This is a genomic window from Streptomyces sp. NPDC047079, assembly GCF_040643755.1.
Taxonomy (GTDB): domain Bacteria; phylum Actinomycetota; class Actinomycetes; order Streptomycetales; family Streptomycetaceae; genus Streptomyces.
Genome location: NZ_JBEYUZ010000003.1, coordinates 457,677 through 477,000, shown reverse-complemented (window position 1 = coordinate 477,000; position 19,324 = coordinate 457,677). Strand labels below are relative to the sequence as shown.

Annotated in this window: 17 protein-coding genes and 1 pseudogene; 8 read left to right on the top strand and 10 right to left on the bottom strand. The window is 71.8% G+C overall.

What is annotated here, in order from left to right; genetic code table 11:
* Positions 1 to 97: 97 nt before the first annotated feature.
* The 5 genes from ABZ823_RS07020 to ABZ823_RS07000 all read right to left on the bottom strand — a co-directional run bounded on the left by ABZ823_RS07020 (position 98) and on the right by ABZ823_RS07000 (position 4,551).
* On the bottom strand, positions 98 to 1,165 hold the full coding sequence (locus tag ABZ823_RS07020) for an aspartate-semialdehyde dehydrogenase (protein ID WP_361654723.1): 1,068 nt from the start codon (positions 1,163 to 1,165) through the stop codon (positions 98 to 100).
* A gap of 109 nt (positions 1,166 to 1,274) precedes the next feature.
* Positions 1,275 to 2,552, bottom strand: a complete 1,278-nt coding sequence (locus ABZ823_RS07015) for an aspartate kinase (RefSeq protein ID WP_361654721.1) — start codon at positions 2,550 to 2,552, stop codon at positions 1,275 to 1,277.
* Positions 2,553 to 2,852: 300 nt separating this feature from the next.
* Entirely contained in the window at positions 2,853 to 3,512 is a 660-nt protein-coding gene (locus tag ABZ823_RS07010) for a DUF5063 domain-containing protein (protein ID WP_361654719.1), read from the bottom strand.
* Positions 3,505 to 4,104 carry a recombination mediator RecR gene (gene recR / locus ABZ823_RS07005; protein ID WP_361654716.1) on the bottom strand — a complete coding sequence of 200 codons (600 nt, stop codon included), beginning with the start codon at positions 4,102 to 4,104 and terminating at the stop codon, positions 3,505 to 3,507. Before recR ends, ABZ823_RS07010 begins: the two co-directional genes overlap by 8 nt.
* A 108-nt stretch (positions 4,105 to 4,212) precedes the next feature.
* Positions 4,213 to 4,551 carry a YbaB/EbfC family nucleoid-associated protein gene (locus ABZ823_RS07000; protein WP_361654713.1) on the bottom strand — a complete coding sequence of 113 codons (339 nt, stop codon included), beginning with the start codon at positions 4,549 to 4,551 and terminating at the stop codon, positions 4,213 to 4,215.
* A gap of 368 nt (positions 4,552 to 4,919) precedes the next feature.
* On the opposite strand from ABZ823_RS07000, the gene ABZ823_RS06995 reads away from it, so the two are divergent.
* A complete protein-coding gene (locus ABZ823_RS06995; RefSeq protein WP_361654710.1) occupies positions 4,920 to 5,660 on the top strand; it encodes an SLATT domain-containing protein in 741 nt (246 codons plus the stop codon).
* Between the two features lie 58 nt (positions 5,661 to 5,718).
* Here the strand turns inward: ABZ823_RS06995 and ABZ823_RS06990 are convergent, their stop codons facing one another.
* Together ABZ823_RS06990 and ABZ823_RS06985 are read right to left on the bottom strand one after the other, a co-directional pair.
* Positions 5,719 to 7,272: a substrate-binding domain-containing protein gene (locus ABZ823_RS06990; protein WP_361654708.1), complete on the bottom strand. Its 1,554-nt coding sequence runs from the start codon at positions 7,270 to 7,272 to the stop codon at positions 5,719 to 5,721.
* A gap of 124 nt (positions 7,273 to 7,396) precedes the next feature.
* Complete coding sequence (locus tag ABZ823_RS06985) at positions 7,397 to 9,613, bottom strand: protein kinase (RefSeq protein ID WP_361654705.1); 2,217 nt, start codon at positions 9,611 to 9,613, stop codon at positions 7,397 to 7,399.
* 178 nt (positions 9,614 to 9,791) lie between these two features.
* Between ABZ823_RS06985 and ABZ823_RS06980 the strand changes: the two genes are divergently transcribed.
* From ABZ823_RS06980 to ABZ823_RS06965, 4 genes are all read left to right on the top strand, one after another.
* A complete protein-coding gene (locus ABZ823_RS06980) occupies positions 9,792 to 11,147 on the top strand; it encodes an aspartate aminotransferase family protein (RefSeq protein ID WP_361654702.1) in 1,356 nt (451 codons plus the stop codon).
* A 95-nt stretch (positions 11,148 to 11,242) separates the two neighbouring features.
* Entirely contained in the window at positions 11,243 to 11,941 is a 699-nt protein-coding gene (locus ABZ823_RS06975; protein ID WP_361654699.1) for a GntR family transcriptional regulator, read from the top strand.
* Positions 11,942 to 12,172: 231 nt separating this feature from the next.
* Entirely contained in the window at positions 12,173 to 12,823 is a 651-nt protein-coding gene (locus ABZ823_RS06970; RefSeq protein WP_361654697.1) for a hypothetical protein, read from the top strand.
* Positions 12,824 to 13,017: 194 nt separating this feature from the next.
* On the top strand, positions 13,018 to 13,671 hold the full coding sequence (locus ABZ823_RS06965) for a hypothetical protein (protein ID WP_361654694.1): 654 nt from the start codon (positions 13,018 to 13,020) through the stop codon (positions 13,669 to 13,671).
* On the opposite strand, the pseudogene ABZ823_RS06960 reads toward ABZ823_RS06965, so the two are convergent.
* A pseudogene (locus ABZ823_RS06960) lies at positions 13,623 to 13,745 on the bottom strand (5'-nucleotidase C-terminal domain-containing protein); the annotation flags it as partial. The gene ABZ823_RS06965 and the pseudogene ABZ823_RS06960 overlap by 49 nt on opposite strands.
* Positions 13,746 to 13,829: 84 nt before the next feature.
* Complete coding sequence (locus tag ABZ823_RS06955) at positions 13,830 to 15,113, bottom strand: adenylosuccinate synthase (RefSeq protein WP_361654691.1); 1,284 nt, start codon at positions 15,111 to 15,113, stop codon at positions 13,830 to 13,832.
* 195 nt (positions 15,114 to 15,308) lie between these two features.
* On the opposite strand from ABZ823_RS06955, the gene ABZ823_RS06950 reads away from it, so the two are divergent.
* Positions 15,309 to 16,160: a diacylglycerol kinase family protein gene (locus ABZ823_RS06950; RefSeq protein WP_361654688.1), complete on the top strand. Its 852-nt coding sequence runs from the start codon at positions 15,309 to 15,311 to the stop codon at positions 16,158 to 16,160.
* A gap of 46 nt (positions 16,161 to 16,206) precedes the next feature.
* Here ABZ823_RS06950 and ABZ823_RS06945 read toward each other — a convergent pair whose 3' ends face one another.
* Positions 16,207 to 16,707, bottom strand: coding sequence for a MarR family transcriptional regulator (locus ABZ823_RS06945; RefSeq protein ID WP_361654685.1), 501 nt, complete (start codon positions 16,705 to 16,707; stop codon positions 16,207 to 16,209).
* Positions 16,708 to 16,808: 101 nt separating this feature from the next.
* Here ABZ823_RS06945 and ABZ823_RS06940 point away from each other — a divergent pair, with 101 nt between their 5' ends.
* Both ABZ823_RS06940 and ABZ823_RS06935 read left to right on the top strand, forming a co-directional pair.
* Positions 16,809 to 17,714: an ABC transporter ATP-binding protein gene (locus ABZ823_RS06940; RefSeq protein ID WP_361654682.1), complete on the top strand. Its 906-nt coding sequence runs from the start codon at positions 16,809 to 16,811 to the stop codon at positions 17,712 to 17,714.
* Entirely contained in the window at positions 17,711 to 19,324 is a 1,614-nt protein-coding gene (locus ABZ823_RS06935) for an ABC transporter permease (RefSeq protein WP_361654679.1), read from the top strand. The genes ABZ823_RS06940 and ABZ823_RS06935 overlap by 4 nt, the downstream gene beginning before the upstream one ends.

Genomic DNA, 19,324 nt, shown 5'->3' with positions numbered 1-19,324 from the left:
GGATGTCTTGGAGGACAAACCTCTTCTACAGCAGCTCCGCTGCCTCGTTCACCACTCTTGACGAACAGTCCTCACGCCTAACTGAACGGCGTTGGGGCTAGAGGGCCGCACGCTCCGCGGCGACGAGTTCCGCGATCTGCACGGTGTTCAGCGCCGAGCCCTTGCGCAGGTTGTCCCCGCACACGAACAGTTCGAGCGCGGTCGGGTCGTCGAGGGCGCGGCGCACCCGGCCCACCCAGGTCGGGTCCGTGCCGACCACGTCGGCGGGCGTGGGGAACTCGCCCGCTGCCGGATCGTCGAAGAGGACGACTCCGGGCGCGGTGGCGAGGATGTCCCGGGCCCGGTCGACCGTGACCTCGTCCTCGAAGCGGGCGTGGACGGTGAGGGAGTGCGCGGTGACCACGGGCACGCGCACACAGGTGACCGCGACCGGCAGCCGGGGCATCCCCAGGATCTTGCGGGACTCGTCGCGGACCTTCATCTCCTCCGAGGACCAGCCGTCCTCGCGCAGCGATCCCGCCCAGGGGACGACATTGAGCGCCACCGGCTCCGGGAACGGACCCGTGTTGTCGCCGACCGCGCGCCGTACGTCACCGGGGTTCGTCCCCAGTTCCGTGCCCGCCACCAGCGAGAGCTGCTGCCGCAGGGTGTCGATGCCCGCGCGCCCCGCGCCGCTCACGGCCTGGTACGAGGAGACGACCAGCTCGCTCAGGCCGAACTCGGCGTGCAGCGCGCCGAGCGGCACGATCATCGAGAGCGTCGTGCAGTGGGGGTTGGCGATGATGCCGCGCGGACGCACCCGGGCGGCGTGCGGGTTGACCTCCGGCACGACCAGCGGGACCTCCGGGTCCATGCGGAACGCACCCGAGTTGTCCAGGACGACCGCGCCGGCCGCGGCGGCGACCGGCGCCCACTGCCGCGCGACCTCGTCCGGCACGTTGAACATCGCCACGTCGACGCCGGAGAGTGCCTCCTCGTCGAGCGGGACGACCTCGACCTCCTCGCCGCGCACGGACAGCTTGCGGCCGGCCGAGCGGGGCGAGGCGATCAGACGGATCTCGCCCCAGATGTCCGCGTGCTGGGACAGGATCTGGAGCATGACCAGGCCTGCGGCGCCGGTCGCCCCCACGACCGCGAGCGTCGGCCGCCCGGTCCGCGCCGTCATCGGAGCCCCGCACGGCGCGCCCGCCGGGCCGTCGGGCGGGCAGCCCGTGCCCGGCCCGCGAGGGCGCCCGCGGACGCCCTGCGGTCCTCGCCCCCGCGGGGGAGGCCGGTCATCGCCCGGTGCCTCCGTAGACCACGGCCTCGTCGCTCTCGGAGTCCAGGCCGAACGCGCTGTGCACCGCCCGCACCGCCTCCGCGACGTCGTCCGCGCGGGTCACCACCGAGATACGGATCTCGGAGGTGGAGATCAGCTCGATGTTCACGCCCGCGTCGCTGAGCGCCTCGAAGAAGGACGCCGTGACGCCCGGGTTGGTCTTCATGCCCGCGCCGACGAGGGAGATCTTGCCGATCTGGTCGTCGTAGCGCAGCGAGTCGTAGCCGATCGCGGTCTTGCCCCTCTCCAGGGCGTCGATCGCCTTGCGTCCCTCGGTCTTCGGGAGCGTGAAGGAGATGTCCGTGAGGCCCGTCGACGCGGCCGAGACGTTCTGGACGACCATGTCGATGTTGATCTCTGCGTCGGCGATGGCGCGGAAGATCGAGGCGGCCTCGCCCGGCTTGTCCGGCACGCCGACGACCGTGATCTTGGCCTCGGAGGTGTCGTGCGCGACACCGGAGATGATGGCCTGCTCCACCTTCTTGTCCCCTTGCTCGATCGGCTCGCTGCTGACCCACGTGCCCTGCAACCCGCTGAACGAGGAGCGGACGTGGATCGGGATGTTGTAGCGGCGGGCGTACTCCACACAGCGGTGGAGCAGCACCTTGGACCCGGAGGAGGCCAGCTCCAGCATGTCCTCGAAGGAGATCCAGTCGAGTTTCCGGGCCTTCTTCACCACGCGCGGGTCGGCGGTGAACACGCCGTCGACGTCGGTGTAGATCTCGCACACCTCGGCGTCGAGGGCCGCGGCCAGCGCCACGGCGGTCGTGTCGGAGCCACCACGACCCAGGGTCGTGATGTCCTTCTTGTCCTGGCTGACACCCTGGAAACCGGCGACGATGGCGATGTTGCCCTCGTCCAGCGCGGTGCGGATGCGGCCCGGCGTGACGTCGATGATCCGGGCTTTGTTGTGGACCGAGTCGGTGATGACGCCTGCCTGGCTGCCGGTGAAGCTCTGGGCCTCGTGACCCAGGTTCTTGATCGCCATGGCCAGCAGGGCCATGGAGATCCGCTCTCCGGCGGTCAGCAGCATGTCGAACTCACGCCCGGCAGGCATCGGGGAAACCTGCTCGGCGAGATCGATCAGCTCGTCCGTCGTGTCGCCCATCGCGGAAACCACGACAACCACCTGGTTGCCGTTCTTCTTCGCTTCCACGATCCGCTTGGCGACGCGCTTGATGCCCTCGGCATCGGCTACGGAGGAGCCTCCGTACTTCTGCACGACAAGGCCCACGTGCGCTCCTCGCTCAATCCGTCTCTTTCCGCACCTGCGCATTGCCTGTGCGGTCGGCTCAGTCTATCGAGCGACCGAATTTCCCTTCCGGGATACCGCATGGTGAGATGTCCCGCTCACTTCGGGATCATCCCGGTTTTCTTCGGATCCAGGACGGACGTACGACGGTTTCACCGCCGCCTTCCGCGAGGAAACCGGGCCGCTCCGCACGGCACCTGCCCCCGTCGCGCATCCCCTACTCGAAAACGTGCCGCGTGTCACAGGCGCCGGCCGCGGCACGCGTGGCTCCGCGGGCGCCGCCTACTTGACCGGCCGCAGCCCCAGCGGTCCCGCGATCTCGCGGGCCATGACCCGGCCCGCCTCCTCCGCAAGGATCTCGTCGCCGAGGTCCTGGTCGGTGTCGAGGCCGTCGAGCTCCGCCAGGGGCTGGTTCAGCCGCACGTGCGCGACCACGGACTGGAGCGCGCGCAGGGTCGCGGACGCCGTCGAGCCCCAGTTGGAGAAGTACGAGAACTGCCACCACCACAGCGCCTCCGTGGTGCGGCCCGCACTGTAGTGGGCCATGCCATGGCGCAGATCCGTGATGATGTCCGCCAGGTCGTCGGAGATACGGGCCGGGACCGGGGCCCTGCGCGGCTCGTACGGGTCGAAGACCTCCGAGTAGACGTCGATCGGGTCCAGCATGGTGGCGAAGCGTTCCCGCAGCTCGTCCACGTCCGCGTCCGGGCCCGTGTCCGGCTCATAGCGCTCCTCGGGCACGATGTCCTCGTGCGCGCCCAGCCGGCCGCCCGCGAGCAGCAGCTGGGACACCTCCAGCAGGAGGAAGGGGACGGCCGAGTCCGGCTCGTCGCCCTTCGCGACCTCCGTGACGGCGACCAGGAAACTCTCGATCTGATCCGCGATCTGAACGGCGAAGTCGTCCGGGTCCTGCGTCGTGGAGTGCAGCGTGGCGTCAGACATCTAGGAGTCGTCTCCCCTCGAAGGCGCGGCCGAGGGTGACCTCGTCCGCGTATTCCAGGTCGCCACCCACCGGGAGGCCGCTGGCCAGGCGGGTGACCTTCAGGCCCATGGGTTTGATCATGCGGGCGAGATACGTGGCCGTGGCCTCGCCCTCCAGATTGGGATCCGTGGCCAGGATCAGCTCGGTGACCGTTCCGTCGGCCAGCCTGGCCAGCAGCTCCCTGATGCGCAGGTCGTCCGGGCCCACGCCCTCGATGGGGCTGATCGCGCCGCCCAGGACGTGGTAGCGGCCGCGGAACTCGCGGGTGCGCTCGATCGCGACGACGTCCTTCGGTTCCTCCACCACGCAGATCACCGACAGGTCGCGGCGTGGGTCACGGCAGATGCCGCACAGTTCCTCCTGCGCCACGTTGCCGCAGGTCGCGCAGAAGCGGACCTTCGCCTTCACTTCGAGCAGCGCCTGGGCGAGCCGGCGGACATCCGCCGGCTCGGCCTGGAGGATGTGGAAGGCGATCCGCTGGGCGCTCTTGGGACCGACGCCGGGCAGCCGCCCCAGCTCGTCGATGAGGTCCTGGACCACGCCTTCGTACAACGGACTGCCTTTCCTGGAGAGCTTCGGTGCGTACCGTAGCCGGGCTCGGTTTCCTGGTACGTACGGTAGTTGGCCCTCGCCTCGCGCAGAAGGGACGGGCCGGAGGACTCAGAACGGCAGGCCGGGGATGCCGCCGCCGAGGCCCTGGGCCAGCGGGCCGAGCTTCTGCTGTTGCAGCGCTTGCGCGTTCTCGTTGGCCGCCTGGACGGCGGCGACGATCAGATCGGCGAGGGTCTCCGTGTCCTCGGGGTCGACGGCCTTCGGGTCGATCACCAGGCCCCGCAGTTCTCCGGCGCCGGTGACCGTGGCCTTCACCAGGCCGCCGCCCGCCTGGCCGTCGACCTCGGTCCGCGCCAGCTCCTCCTGGGCCTGCGCGAGGTCCTGCTGCATCTTCTGGGCCTGCTGGAGCAACTGCTGCATGTTGGGCTGGCCACCACCGGGAATCACGATCAGCTCCTGGTCTCGTACGGTACGGCTGGCAGGTCGCGTACGGCTGTCAGGGCGGGGTTTGCCGCCTGGCACGAGCCTACGTGGTCACCGGGACGAGCGCTCCGGTAGTCCGTCCGGAGTCGGGCAGGGCACACGACGGCACTCTTTCGAGTGGGTTTGCGGGGCGGCCTCCCCCGGCCATGGCCCACTTCCGGGCGGAAAAGCGAGGAAACCAGGGTCTTCGCCGTCCTGAGGACGGTAGGAAGGGTCCGGCGCTTCAGCACCATGCGTCACGAGCACAACGCGGAGCGTGCGCAGGGTGGGCGGGCGCCGCACCCGCGAAGTGGCCATCGCGGAACGTCGGAGACGTACGTAGGGAGTGCCGGGTGAGTCAGCCGGAGATGCAGCCGGAGGGTCCGCTCCAGGACGGGCGGGACGACGGCGCGGCAGGGCTTCGGCCGGGCGACCTGGGGGGGCGGCCGTTCCCGCACGGCGACTGGGGGGAGCCCGCGGAGCGGCTGGAGGAGCTGTACCGGTGGGCGGAGCGCCGGGCGCTGGAGACTGCGGCCTGGTACCTCGCGAACCGGGTCTGGAAACGCCGGGCCGCGCGGGCGCTGCGCGGGGGCACGGCGGTCGGGGTGGTGTGCGGGGCCGCGCTGCCGCTGCTCGATCTGACCGGGGTGGCGGACGGCGCCGTGCCGTGGGCGTATCTGTCGCTGCTGCTGGGCATGGCGTGCGTCGCCGCGGACCGGTTCTTCGGGGTGACCTCCGGGTGGATGAGGGACGTGGCGACCGCCCAGGCCCTGCAACGGCGGCTGCAGACGCTCCAGTTCGACTGGGCGACGGAGAGCGTGCGGGAGGTGCTCGGGCCGACGGAGGGGACCGCGGGAGAGGCGGCGGAGCGGTGCCTTTCGGTGTTGCGGCGGTTCTGCGAGGACGTCACCGAGCTGATGCGGGCGGAGACCGCGGACTGGATGGTGGAGTTCCGCAGGGGGTCCGCGCCGCTGGTGCTCCAGTCCGTCGGGGTCACCGCCCCGCGGGCCGAAGGGGCGGTGCCGGGGAGGTTCACGCCGCCCACGGGGGCCCGCCCGAACATGCCGAGGCAACGGCCGCCGGACCCCCGGTGAGACGGACGGAGCGAGCAGGTGGGACGGACCGAGCGAGCCGGTGCGGCGGGCGGCGGTCTCAACCGTCGTCGTCCGCGCAAAGAGGCAGCACCGCTTCCGCGGAGCACGGCAGATGGTGGTGGGTCCGGATCACGCTCTCGCCGGTGCTCTGGGTGACGTAGCCGAGGAAACCGGCGGTGAGGGAGCCCGTCGGCGGACGGCGGAAGGTGTAGGCGTACTCGACACCGCGGTAGGGGTAGTTGCTCCTGCGGTACTCGATGTCCTCGACGGACGCCGCGGCGCCGTCCAGGGACACCCGGCGCAGGCCCTTGTGACGGAGGGCGAGGTTGAGTTCGCTGTAGCCGATGGCACCCGGAATCCGGGCCACCTCGTCCAGCACCTTCTGCGTGGAGTCGAGTTCGCAGCGCGCGAGGGGCGCGGACGCGTCGTCCTGGTGGACGCAGTCCAGCGACGTACTGGGGACCCTCTCCCAGCTTCCCAGCACCCGCCGCTGGAAAATCTGGCGGGTGCCGGAGTCGGCATTGCGGCTCACGAGCACCACGGGCAGGTCGGGCAGGCGGGCGTCGAGCTGCTTCCAGCGGGTGATCTGCCCGCGGTAGATACGGCGGACGTCCGTCAGGGAGAGCCCGCGCCCGAGGTCGACGCCCTCGTTGACGACCAGGGTGAAGACGGACACGGCGACCCGGCTGCCGACGAGTTCACCGGCCCCGTCGGCCCGGGGGGTGGGCCCGTCGGAGAACGCGATCATGGCGGGGGCGCGCTTCGACCGGGTGCCCGCGGCGGCGAGTTCCCCGACCCCCGCCTCGCTGCCACGCGCGTCCACCGTGATGTCGGCGCCCTGGCACTTCTTCTTGTACCCCTCCGCCAGCTCCCGCACCACGGGCGCGAAGGCCGTCGAACCGGTGACCGTCAGGCTGCCGCGGGCACAGTCGATGGGAAGCGGATGGTCGTCGCGGGCGATGACGATGCCGGCGAGCGTGAGAACGCTGAGCGTGAGCGTGATGCTGATCAGCCGGGCGGCCCGGCTGAACAGGGGTGGCGTCTCGTCCGGGGTGGCGCTGCGATTGGGATGCACCTCGCCGTCCCGGATACCGCCTATGAGCCGTATGTCGCGGCCCACGTCGCCGCCGGCCAGCAGCACGAGCAGCTTGAAGTGGTCGCCCCGGTTGAGCGGGACCCGCGGGATGCGCAGCCGGTTGCCCTCGTAGCCGAAGCCACGCTCCGCGGTGAAGTGGTCCATGAGGTGGTCGGTGTCGGTCGGTTGCGTGACCGACACACCGCGGATGGTGCGGTCGGTGAACACCGCGGTCAGGCCGTGGCGTTCGGGGCCGGTGTAGTCGTCGCGGTCGATGCCCTGCGAGCCGTCGTTCTCGATGCGCAGCAGGACCAGTGTCGCGTCCACCATGCCCGGGGTCTCGTCGAAGAGGCCGAGGCGTCTGTTGGCGCGCCCCGAGCGGACGTCGTCGCCGATCGGGTTGTCCATCTGGACGCGGTAGCCGATGCGCTTGCGGCGCGGCACCCGGCGTTCGTACCAGACCATGACGCCGGACGCGACGATGCCCAGGACCGCGGTTCCCACGGCCACGACGTTCTCTGGGCTCAACCACTGCACCGTGGGTCCCCCGCCACTCCCCCGAGCCGATTGTGCGGTCACCGTACGGCCCGTCGGCGACGGTCGGCAGGGGACTGCCGACGAAGTTCGCGTGACGTTCAACGGGCCGCGTGGTGACGGGACTTCAGCCCTGCCTGGTGTACGTGAGGGACTCGCCGCTGCTTGTGTTCACACGGCGGAGGCGGCCGTCCGGCAGGGACGTCAGCTCGGTGGCGGCGCCCGGGGTGCAGGCGGACGCGGGGCGGCCCTCCGCGACCGAGGAGGGGCCGATGTCCAACGGGCCGCCCGCGCCGGGCGGTCCGGCCAGCGCGGCCCGGAAGACGCAGTGGTACGTGCCGCTGCCGGCCGGGCCGTCCGCGGTCAGCGAGAGCACCGGGTCGCCCACCCCGCCCTGCCGGATGACCAGGCGGCGGGTGTGGTGCCCGCCCGCGGAGTCGATCGCGGCGGTCCAGGTGCCGAGGAAGGCGTCGGGGACGAGGCCGGCCGCGGGCGACTCGGCGGTGGGGCTCGCGCCGGCCGGAGCGGACCGCGCGGGTGTGTCCGGGGCGGGGGTGGTGGGCGCGGCGGAGGCGTGCGAGGTGCCCCGGCCGCCGCCGCTGGTCGTGGTCCCGCCGCCGCGCATCAGCGCGTACACCGAGCCGCCCGCGCCGAGCGCGACGACCAGGGCGGCGACCAGCAGTGCGGCGGTCGAGCGGCCACTCCTTCGCCGCGGCTCCTGCCGGTCCGTCTCGCCGTGGTCCCAGCTCGCCTGTCCCGGGTCGCCGTGAGGGTACGGGCCGTAGGGCCAAGTCGGGCCGAGGGCGGGGCCGAATGCGCCGTGGCCGTGTCCGGAAGGCTGGGGGTGCTGCTGCGGGTAGCCGTACGCGGCGGGCGGCGGCGTCCCGGCGGGACCGGCGGCCTGGGTAGGCGGCCGGCCGGGGGAGGCCGGGCGGCCCGGCGGCGGAGCGGCCCGGTACGGCGGCTCGGACGCGGGCGCGTGCTCGGGCGGGACCTCGGGATTCACGGGAGCGGCCCGTTGCCGCTTGGTGAGGTCCACCAAAGGCCGGGGCGCACCGGTGGTATCCGTCGCGCCGCCGGGCGCGTCCGGCGGATGCCCGTCCGGAACCGTCGGCGCTCCGTCCGCGCCGTCCGGACCCGCGGGGCCCGCTGCCGCCGTCGTACCCGCGCCCGCGCCCGCGCCCGCGCCCGCACCCGCACCCGCACCCGCACCCGCACCCGCACCCGCACCCGCACCCGCCGAGTCTGCGGTGCCGCCGCCCACCGAGACGCCCGCCGCGCTCCCCGTGCCCCGCGCGTCCGCGGCGCTCCGAAGGCTCACCGCGTCGCCCGAGGCCGCCGCTACCGGTGTGCCATGGGTGCCGCCCGGCCGGGTCACCACCGCCGTGGCCTCCTCCGGGTCCTCCGTGTCCAGCAGCCGCACGGCGTGACGGCCGAGTTGGGCGACCAGGGAGCCGGGCAGCCAGGGGTCCCGGGCGCGGCCGCCGGAGACCGTGTCCTCGGCGCCGGTCCGCTCCAGGATCTGAGCCGGGGCGGGCCGGGCGGCCGGGTCCTTGCGCAGGCAGTCGCGGACGAGACCGAGGAGGCTCTCGGGCACGCCCGCCAGGTCGGGGTCCTCCTGGGCGATGCGGAACATCAGGGCGTGCACCCCACTGCCCCCGCTGCCGAAGGGAAGGGCGCCCGTGGCCGCGTAGGCGAGGACGGACCCCAGGCAGAAGACGTCGCACGCGGGCGTGACACGGTCGCCGCGCACCTGTTCGGGCGCCATGAACCCGGGCGACCCGACCAGCGCGCCGGTTCGGGTGAGCCCCGCGCCGGTGCTGGTCTCCAGGGCGCGGGCGATGCCGAAGTCGATCACCCGGGGGCCGTCGATGGTCACCAGCACATTGGAGGGCTTGAGGTCGCGGTGGATGAGCCCGGCGGCGTGGATGTCCTGAAGGGCGTGGGCGAGCCCGGCTGCCAGGACGCGCACGGACCGCTCCGGCAGGGCCCCGTGCTCGCGCGAGACGACGCTCTGGAGGGAGGGGCCCGCGACATAGCCGGTGGCGACCCAGGGGATCTCGGCCTCGGTGTCCGCGTCCAGGACGGGCGCGGTCCAGTACCCGCCGACCCGCCGCGCGGCCCCCACCTCCTGCCGGAAGCGCGCCCGGAACTCCTCCTGCTCGACCAGCTCCCGCCGGACGAGTTTCACGGCGACGGTACGCCCCCGGTCGGACCGGGCCAGATACACGTTCCCCATGCCGCCGGCCCCCAGCCGTGCCAGCAGCCGATAGGCCCCGGCACTGCCCTGGAGCCTCGAGCCCGGGGGGATCCCCAGCGGATCCCCGCCCCCCAGCTTCTCCATCGCCGCCTCACCTACCCCTACCCCCTGCTGCGACAGCCCGAGAATAGTGCCGCACCTCCGAGAGTCCGCCACGGGCCGTCGCGGGGGCCGCCCTGTCGACAGACTGTCGCGTTCCGGGCCCGACCGCAGACAGGACGCCGGTGTCGTGCCCGTGCGCCGGGCTCCTACGCTCGGGCGCATGATCCCTCAGACCGACCCCCAGGCCGGCGCCGCCGTCAAGGCCGCGGACCGTGCGCATGTCTTCCACTCCTGGTCAGCGCAGGAGCTCATCGACCCGCTCGCCGTCGCCGGTGCGGAGGGGTCCTACTTCTGGGACTTCGACGGCAACCGCTACCTCGACCTCACGAGCGGACTCGTCTTCACCAACATCGGCTACCAGCACCCCAAGGTCGTCGCCGCGATCCAGGACCAGGCCGCCTCCCTGGCCACGTTCGCGCCGGCCTTCGCCGTCGAGGCGCGCTCGGAGGCCGCCCGGCTGATCGCCGAGCGCACCCCCGGCGACCTAGACAAGATCTTCTTCACCAACGGCGGCGCCGACGCGGTGGAGCACGCCGTGCGCATGGCGCGGATCCACACCGGACGCCCCAAGGTGCTGTCCGCCTACCGCTCGTACCACGGCGGTACGCAGCAGGCCGTCAACCTCACCGGTGACCCGCGCCGCTGGGCCTCCGACAGCGGCGCCGCGGGCGTGGTGCACTTCTGGGCGCCGTTCCCGTACCGCTCCCGTTTCTACGCGGAGACGGAGCAGCAGGAGTGCGAGCGAGCGCTGGAGCACCTGGAGACGACCATCGCCTTCGAGGGGCCGGGGACGATCGCCGCGATCATCCTGGAGACCATTCCCGGCACCGCCGGGATCATGGTCCCGCCGCCCGGCTACCTCGCGGGCGTCCGTGAACTGTGCGACAAGTACGGGATCGTCTTCATCCTGGACGAGGTGATGGCCGGGTTCGGGCGCACCGGGAAGTGGTTCGCGGCGGACCTGTTCGACGTCACCCCGGACCTGATGACCTTCGCCAAGGGCGTGAACTCCGGATATGTGCCGCTCGGCGGCGTCGCCATCTCCGCGAGGATCGCGGAGACGTTCGGCAAGCGGGCCTACCCCGGCGGACTGACGTACTCGGGGCATCCGCTGGCGTGCGCGGCGGCCGTCGCGACGATCAACGTGATGGCCGAGGAGGGCATCGTCGAGAACGCGGCGGACCTGGGCGCGTCCGTCGTGGAGCCGGGCCTGCGCCGGCTGGCCGAGCGCCACCCGAGCGTCGGCGAGGTACGCGGCGTCGGCATGTTCTGGGCCCTGGACCTGGTCAGGAACAAGGAGACCCGGGAGCCCCTGGTGCCCTACAACGCGGCCGGGGAGGCAGCCGCGCCGATGGCCGCGTTCGCCGCCGCCGCCAAGGCGAACGGCGTGTGGCCGTTCGTGAACATGAACCGCACCCATGTCGTGCCGCCGTGCAATGTGACGGAGGCCGAGCTGAAGGAAGGACTCGCGGCCCTCGACGCGGCGCTCTCCGTGGCGGACGAGTACACGGAGTAAGGAGATATCGCCGGGACCCCGAACGCGTAAGGTGGCGTGCTCGTAGAGGTGTACGAGCACGCCACCCCGCACATGACGAGGGAGATGCCCCGACCATGCCCGGCAGCACCGGAAACGGCGCCGTGACCCGCAGCACCCTGCGGCAGCAGATCGCGGACGCGCTCCGCGACGAGGTGCTGGCCGGCCGGTTGCAGCCGGGGCAGGAGTTCACGGTGAAGGAGATCGCCGAGCAGTACGGCGTCTCCGCCACCCCGGTGCGTGAGGCCCTGGTGGACCTGTCGGCCCAGGGCCTCCTGGACGCCGTGCAGCACCGCGGCTTCGAGGTGCACGCCTTCTCCCTCGACGACTACCGCGGCATGGTCGAGGCCCGCGGCCTCGTGACGGACGGGATCTTCCGCCTCCTCGTCGACAACGACGGCGAGGCAGCGATCGAGGGCCCCGCTCTCGCCTCCGCCCTGGCCGGGGTGCGCCGCCGCGGCGAGGAGGCCCAGCGCGCCGCCGCCAACGGGGAGCTGAACGTCCTGATCGGCTATGACCTGCGCTTCTGGCGCGAGCTGGGCGCCCTGTACAGCAACCCCTACCTCGCCGGCTTCCTGCACCGGCTGCGGGTGCAGTCCTGGGTGTGCGTGGTCCAGCACCTGCGCAGGGTCACCCAGCTCAGGGGCCGCCTGTGGTCCGGCTACACCGAGGTCGTCGACGCGCTCGCCTGCCGCGACCCCGCCACCGCACAGGTCGCGGTCGCCGCGTACAACGGGCACTCCCTGGGCCTCCTCGAGTGGCTTGCCGCCGGATAGCAAGCCGGACTGGGGGGCAGGCACGGGCCGATTTCCCGTACGGGAAGGCGGGGGCTGGTCCCGGCCCCGCAGCAGCACCCGGACCGGTCGCGTGAGACCGTGGACAAGCTGGTGGGGCGTCCCGGGAAGTGGGTCGGCGGGGTGTGGGTATGGGACCTGCACCACTTCGGGCGCCCGGCCCTCGTGCGCACTACGCTGCCTGCACCACACCGATGACCGAGGAGCTTACTGTTGGCCTGTGACCTGTGGCTGGTCCCGCTCGTCGACGTGCTGTGCCACACGCCCGACAACCCGTTCGCCGAGGAACTCGCCCTCTACGACAAGGCGCTGGGCGAGGCGGGACTGCCGCCGGTGCCGGTGTACCAGTACATGCCGGGGCTGACCGGCGAGGTCGCGCCGGTCGCGGGCTTCGACTACGACGCGCTGCACTTCCTGCGCCGCGCCTATCTGCTTCAGGTGTGCGGACTGGCCGTGACCCCGGTCGACGAGCTGGGTGGCGATTACGAGCAGCTCTTGGAGATGTTCGAGTCGACGGCCCAGCAGTCGCATCTGGTGTGGCACTACGACCATGCGGGCGCCTATGTGCCGGTGGACTTCCCGCACCCCCTGTCGAACGACGAACTCCTTGCCGGCGGCGGCCCGTTGGGATCGTCCCAGGCGCTGCTGCGGGAGCTGGAGCTCGTGGCCTCGTCGATCGGCATCGACCCGGCGAACCCGCCCGTCGCCTCGGAGGCGCCGCTCGCGCCCACGGCGTTGGAGGAGCCGGCGCTGCCGGCCCCGTACGACCCGAGCCCCTTCGCCCGTGAACGGCACGTGTGGCTGGGCCTGCACGCGGCGGCGACCCGGAGCCTCGCCCAGGGCTCGATGATCGTCTTCAGCTGAGGCCGGGGAAGGGCGGCCCGCGGCGGGCGGACTCATGGTGCGCACCAGCGGCGCGAGCGGAGGGTCTCCGGTGAAGACTGGGCCGCCTTCCTCGCCGCCTGGGACACCCCATCCGTCAAAAAGCGTGACACTTTCGGAGAACCCGTCACACTTTTTCCGGACACCCACCTCCCCCCGGCCGCATCCTGATCGGCATGAGCGACTTCTCCCGCCACATCGCACCGCCGGGGATGGCGACGGTCTATCGCGCGACGCTGGACGCGTTGGCCCAGTACGGTCCCCGGCGCGCCGGCGTCGCGCACATCGCCCGCCTGGCCGACACCAACCGGACGTTCATCTACCGGAACTGGGCCGACCCCCAGGCACTGATCCGGAACGCCACGCTGGGCGAGCTGAAGCACCTGCTCCAGCTGGCCCGTGACGTACCGGGCCCGCTACTGCCGCCGGGGTGTCTCGCGATCCGCGTCGTGCTCCGCGCGACCCGTCTGCTGCGGGAGCACCCCGTCGTGGGAGCGATGGCCCGGACCGAGCCCACACTGGCGCACACGGCCGTGCTGCGGCCGACCACCGTATGGCACGAGACGGCCTGGCAGTGGCTGACCGAGCATGTGACCGGGCATCTGCCGCGAGGCCCCGAGCGGAACACAGCGACACTCGCCGTGCTGACCACTGCTCTGCCGTACGCCTTCACCCCGCCACTGGAGGGCCCCGAGGACGCCACCGAGCAGGCGTCCCTCTACCGCAGGCTGAGCACGTCGCTGCATCTCTGCCTCGGTCTGCCGGCCGACTGCCCCGACTGCACGGCGACGACGAAGACCTGGTCGTCGGCGACCGGAGCGCCCTTGTAGGTGAGGTTCTTGATCCGCGACCCCTCCGGCTGCGCGACGTCGATCTCGTAGTCGACCCCGGCGGCGGTGTCGTAGGCCGGAGTGGTCCGACCGGGTGCAGCCCATGGGCCGGTCAAGGATGTCCATGACCGGCCCAACGGGACAGGGACGGAAGGGACTTACAGGAACGAGTTGATCTCGATGGTCTCGTCGCGGCCCGGGCCCACACCGATCGCCGAGATCGGGGCGCCCGACATCTCCTCCAGGGCCTTGACGTATCCCTGGGCGTTCTTCGGGAGGTCGGCGAAGGTCTTGGCCTTCGTGATGTCCTCCTGCCAGCCCGGGAGGTACTCGTAGACCGGCTTCGCGTGGTGGAAGTCCGTCTGGGAGTAGGGGAGTTCCTCCACGCGCTCACCGTCGACCTCGTACGCCACGCACACCGGGATCCGCTCCCAGCCGGTCAGCACGTCGAGCTTGGTGAGGAAGAAGTCCGTCAGGCCGTTGACCCGGGTCGCGTAGCGGGCGATCACCGCGTCGAACCAGCCGCAGCGGCGGTCACGGCCGGTGGTGACACCGCGCTCGCCGCCGATGCGGCGCAGGGCCTCGCCGTCCTCGTCGAACAGCTCGGTCGGGAAGGGACCGGAGCCGACGCGGGTGGTGTACGCCTTCAGGATGCCGATAACCCGGCCGATCTTCGTCGGGCCGACGCCGGAGCCCGTGCACGCGCCGCCCGCGGTCGGGTTCGACGAGGTCACGAAGGGATACGTGCCGTGGTCGATGTCGAGCAGGGTGCCCTGGCCGCCCTCGAACAGGACCACCTTGTTCTCGTCGAGCGCCTGGTTGAGGATCAGGACCGTGTCGGCGACGTACGGCTTGATCTTGTCGGCGTAGCCCAGCAGTTCCTCGACCACCTGGTCCACGGCGATCGCGCGCCGGTTGTACAGCTTGGTGAGGATCTGGTTCTTGACGTCGAGGGCCGCCTCCACCTTCTGGGTGAGGATCGACTCGTCGTACAGGTCCTGGACTCGGATGCCGACGCGGTTGATCTTGTCGGCGTAGGTCGGGCCGATACCCCGGCCGGTGGTGCCGATCTTGCGCTTGCCGAGGAAGCGCTCCGTCACCTTGTCCATGGTGACGTTGTACGGCGTGATGATGTGCGCGTTACCGCTGATCAGGAGCTTGGACGTGTCGACGCCACGCTCGTTCAGACCGCTCAGCTCGGAGAGCAGGACCGACGGGTCGACGACGACGCCGTTGCCGATGACGGGCGTACATCCGGGCGACAGAATTCCGGAAGGGAGGAGGTGCAGTGCGTACTTCTGGTCTCCGACGACCACCGTGTGGCCGGCGTTGTTGCCGCCCTGGTAGCGCACTACATAGTCCACCGAGCCACCGAGCAGGTCGGTGGCCTTCCCCTTGCCTTCGTCACCCCACTGAGCACCGAGCAGCACAAGTGCGGGCACGCGCGTACACCCCTTCCGGGCGGGGCATGTCCAGGGTCAGGGGCGCACGCGGAGGGTTCACCGCCGTGTGCACCGCGACCGTCATTGGCCGCAAACCGTCGGACCGGATGCCCCGGAATAGACGAAGCCCCTGGCGCAATAGCGCAAGGGGCTCTTGCACAAAGATGCTACCCGAGGAAGCGAGGCAGGACCGAGGTGGCGACTTCCGACCAGCTCCTCGTGGTGATCGACCCGGTCGCCCGTCACAGCGACGGTGAGTCGGTACGGATCGCGAAAGACGTGCTCAGCGCGGGTGCGGCGACGAAGGTCTGCCTCCCTGACGGTCCGGAGGAATTCGCCCGGGCACTCGACCGCCGGGGGTCGCGGCGGCCGGTGGTCGTGGGTGACGACCGGACACTTCTGCGCGCGGTGACCTTGCTGCACCGACGGCGGGAACTGGCCACCACGGGGCTTTCGCTGGTGCCGGTCGGAGCCGTGCAGTCGCTGGCACGGACCCTGGGGGTGCCGACGGGGACGGTGGCGGCGGCCCGGGCCGTCCTGGACGGGACGCAGCGGCGGCTGGACCTGCTGGTGGACGACAGTGACGGGGTGGTGCTCGGGGATCTGCGGATACCGTCCGTGCCCGCCGTTCCGTCCCAGCGCCGTGGGGCGCCTCTCGGTGAGGACGCTTCGTCCGTGCGGTCGTGGCTGCGGGTGCGCCAGTCGCTGGTGCGGACGCTGGCCCGCCCGCCCCGGCTCGCCTCCCCGCCCGGACCCGGACCGTCGCGGCTGCGGGTCGAGGTCGACGGAGTGACGCTGGTGGATCTGGACCAGCCGGTGGCCGGGCTGTCGGTGACGCCGGACTCCTCCGGGGCGGCGGTCGTGGAGGTGCGGCCGGTGTCGGTGGGCGCGGATGCGGCACCGCTGGAGGCGCGGGGGCGGACCGTGACGGTGTCCGGGGCGGACTTCCGCTACCGGGCGGACGCTGTGGTTGCGGGGCCGGTGCGGAGGCGGACATGGACGGTGTGGGAGGGGGCCTGGGCGCTCACGGTGCCCGCCTCCTCGTAGCTTGTCCCTCGGGAGCCCTGACGCCGGTCGTGCCGCCGGCTCTGGTTCAGGAGTCCCGGCCGAACGTCCTGTCCCGGTGCACACGCCAGCGTTCCATCATCGCCTCGATCTCTCCCTCGACGAACTCGAAGAAGGCGAGGGTCTCCGCGAGCCGCAGGCCCGCCGGGGTGTCGGCGCCCAGGCTTGTGACACCCTCCCGAAGGGCCTCCTCCCAGCGCTTGATGATCGCTTCGCGGTTGGTGAGCGCCTCGTACCACTGGTTGCTGTGCACCCGGTACCGCTCCCGCCGCGAACCCGGCTCCCGCTCCCGGGACACCAGGTGCACCTGCGCCAGATAGCGCACCGCCCCGGACACCGCGGCGGGGCTGATCCGCAGCTGCTCACCCAGTTCGGCCGAGGTGAGGGTGCCGGCGTCGGAGGCGAGCAGCGCCCCGAAGACCCGGGCCGGCATACGCGGTACGCCCGCCTCGACGAGCTGGGCCGCGAAGTGCTCCACGAACCGGGAGACCTCCTCGGGATCCCGTTCGACCGTCTTCGGCTCCGTCATCCTTGGATCACTCCCCTGGTCAGCGCCGACACCGAGTCTAGCGACACTTCATAGGCTTCCTTAACTTCACAAATTTCTGAAAGAAGCGTACCTTCCGAAGCATGACGAAGGCCATCACCGTCTCCGGACTGCACAAGTCGTTCGGCAGGACACATGCGCTGGACGGCCTCGACCTGGACGTCGAGACCGGAGAGGTCCACGGCTTCCTCGGCCCGAACGGCGCCGGGAAGTCCACCACCATCAGGGTTCTCCTCGGCCTGCTGCGCGCCGACTCCGGCGCCGCCCAGGTCCTCGGCCGCGACCCGTGGACGGACGCCGTCGACCTGCACCGCCGGGTCGCCTACGTCCCCGGGGACGTCACCCTGTGGCGCAACCTCTCCGGCGGCGAGATCATCGACCTGTTCGGCCGGCTGCGCGGGGGACTCGACCGGCGGCGCCGGGCGGAGCTGCTCGAGCGGTTCGAACTGGACCCGACGAAGAAGGGGCGGACCTACTCCAAGGGCAACCGGCAGAAGGTCGCCCTCGTCGCCGCCTTCGCCTCGGACGTCGACCTGCTGATCCTCGACGAGCCGACGTCGGGCCTCGATCCGCTGATGGAGGAGGTCTTCCAGCGGTGCGTCGAGGAGGAACGCGACCGCGGCCGCACCATCCTGCTGTCCAGCCACATCCTCAGCGAGGTCGAGGAACTCTGCGACCGGGTCAGCATCATCCGCCGTGGCCGCACGGTGGAGAGCGGCTCCCTCGCCGACCTGCGCCATCTGACCCGTACGAGCGTCAGCGCCGAACTCGCCGGACCTCCCGACGGGCTGGCCCGTCTGCCCGGCGTCCACGACCTCGACGTCAACGGACACCGGATCAGGCTCCAGGTCGACACCGACAAACTGGACGCGGTCCTCAGGTCGTTGAGCGAGAGCGGGGTGCGGTCCCTGACGTCGACCCCGCCGACCCTGGAGGAACTGTTCCTGCGGCACTACGAGGACGACCTCCGGGAAGAGGCCGTCCGATGACCGCCGCCGCGTCCGCCCCCGCCGCCGTACGGTCCGGGGGATCCCGCCCCCTGGCCGCCACTGGAACGCTGCTGGGGTTCGCCCTGCGCCGGGACCGGCTGATGATCCCGGCGTGGGTCGCGGTCGATGCCCTGATGGTGCTGTCGATGCCGGGCACCCTCAAGGGCCTGTACGGCACGGCGGCCCAACGCGCCGACCTGGCCGACCAGATGGCCGCCAACAGCTCACTGCGCGCGATGGTCGGGCCGGTCTTCGGCCAGTCGCTCGGTGCGCTCACCGCCTGGCGCATCGGCGTCTACGGAGGGCTGCTGGCCGCCATCATGAGCGTGCTCGTCGTCGTACGGCACACCCGGGACGAGGAGGAGAGCGGACGGCAGGAACTGATCTCCTCGGCGATGGTGGGGCGGCGCGCCCCGCTGACGGCGGCACTGCTCACGGCGGTGGTCGCGAACGCCGTCCTGGCGCTGGCGATCACGGCCGGGCTGGCCGGGCAGGGGCCCGCGGGGGCGGTGGCGCTGGGGCTGGGGATCGGCGGCACCGGCATGCTCTTCGCCACGATGGCGGCGATCGTCGCGCAGCTCACCGAGAGCGCACGGCTCGCCCGCGGGCTGACGGCCGGGGCGCTGGGCGCCGCCTTCGTCCTGCGCGCGGCGGGCGATGCGGCGACGAGTGACGGCTCGTCCGTACTGACCTGGCTCTCCCCGCTCGGCTGGCTGGAGCACCTGCGGCCCTACGCGCGCGAACGGTGGTGGGTGCTCGCGCTCTTCGCCGCGGCGGTCCTCGTCCAGTGCGGGGTGGCATACGCCCTCGCCGGACGCCGGGACATCGGCATGGCGTTTCTGAGCGTGCGGCCCGGCCCCGCCACGGGCCGCCTGGGCTCGGCGGGCGCGCTGGCCTGGCGGCTGCAACGCGGCAGCGTACTGGGCTGGAGCCTCGGCTTCTTCCTCGCCGGGGTCGTCTACGGCGGGATGACCGACGGCGCGGCGAAGCTGGTCGGCGACAACGACAAGGCCCGGGAGATCTTCTCGCGCATGGGCGGACAGTCGGGCCTCACCGATGCGTTCCTCGCCGCGATGGTCGGCCTCATGGGCCTGGTCGCCGCTCTCTACATCGTCGCGTCGGTGCTGCGGCTGAGCGGCGAGGAGAGCTCGGGGCGGGCGGAACCGGTGCTGGCCAACGCGGTGGGGCGGCTGCGCTGGGCCACCGGCCATCTGGTGATCGCCTTCGGCGGCGCCGCGCTGATCATGCTGCTGGCGGGCCTGGGCTTCGCCGCCGGCTACGGCAAGGAGGTCGGCCCGATCCTGGGCGCCTGCCTGGTGCACATCCCGGCGGTGTGGGTGATCGGCGGCCTGGCGGTCCTGCTGTACGGCGCGCTGCCGCGGGGTGCGGCGGCGGCGTGGGGCGTGGCGGGCGCGGCCCTCCTGATCGGCTGGGTGGGGCCCGCCATGGACCTCCCGCAGGCGGTGCTGGACCTCTCCCCCTTCGGACATCTGCCGAAGCTGCCGGGCGGGGAGATGGCGTGGGGGCCGGTACTCGCGCTGGGCGGGATCGCGGTGGTGCTGGTGGCCGGGGGGCTGGTAGGCCTGCGCAGGCGGGATGTGGCGGGCTGA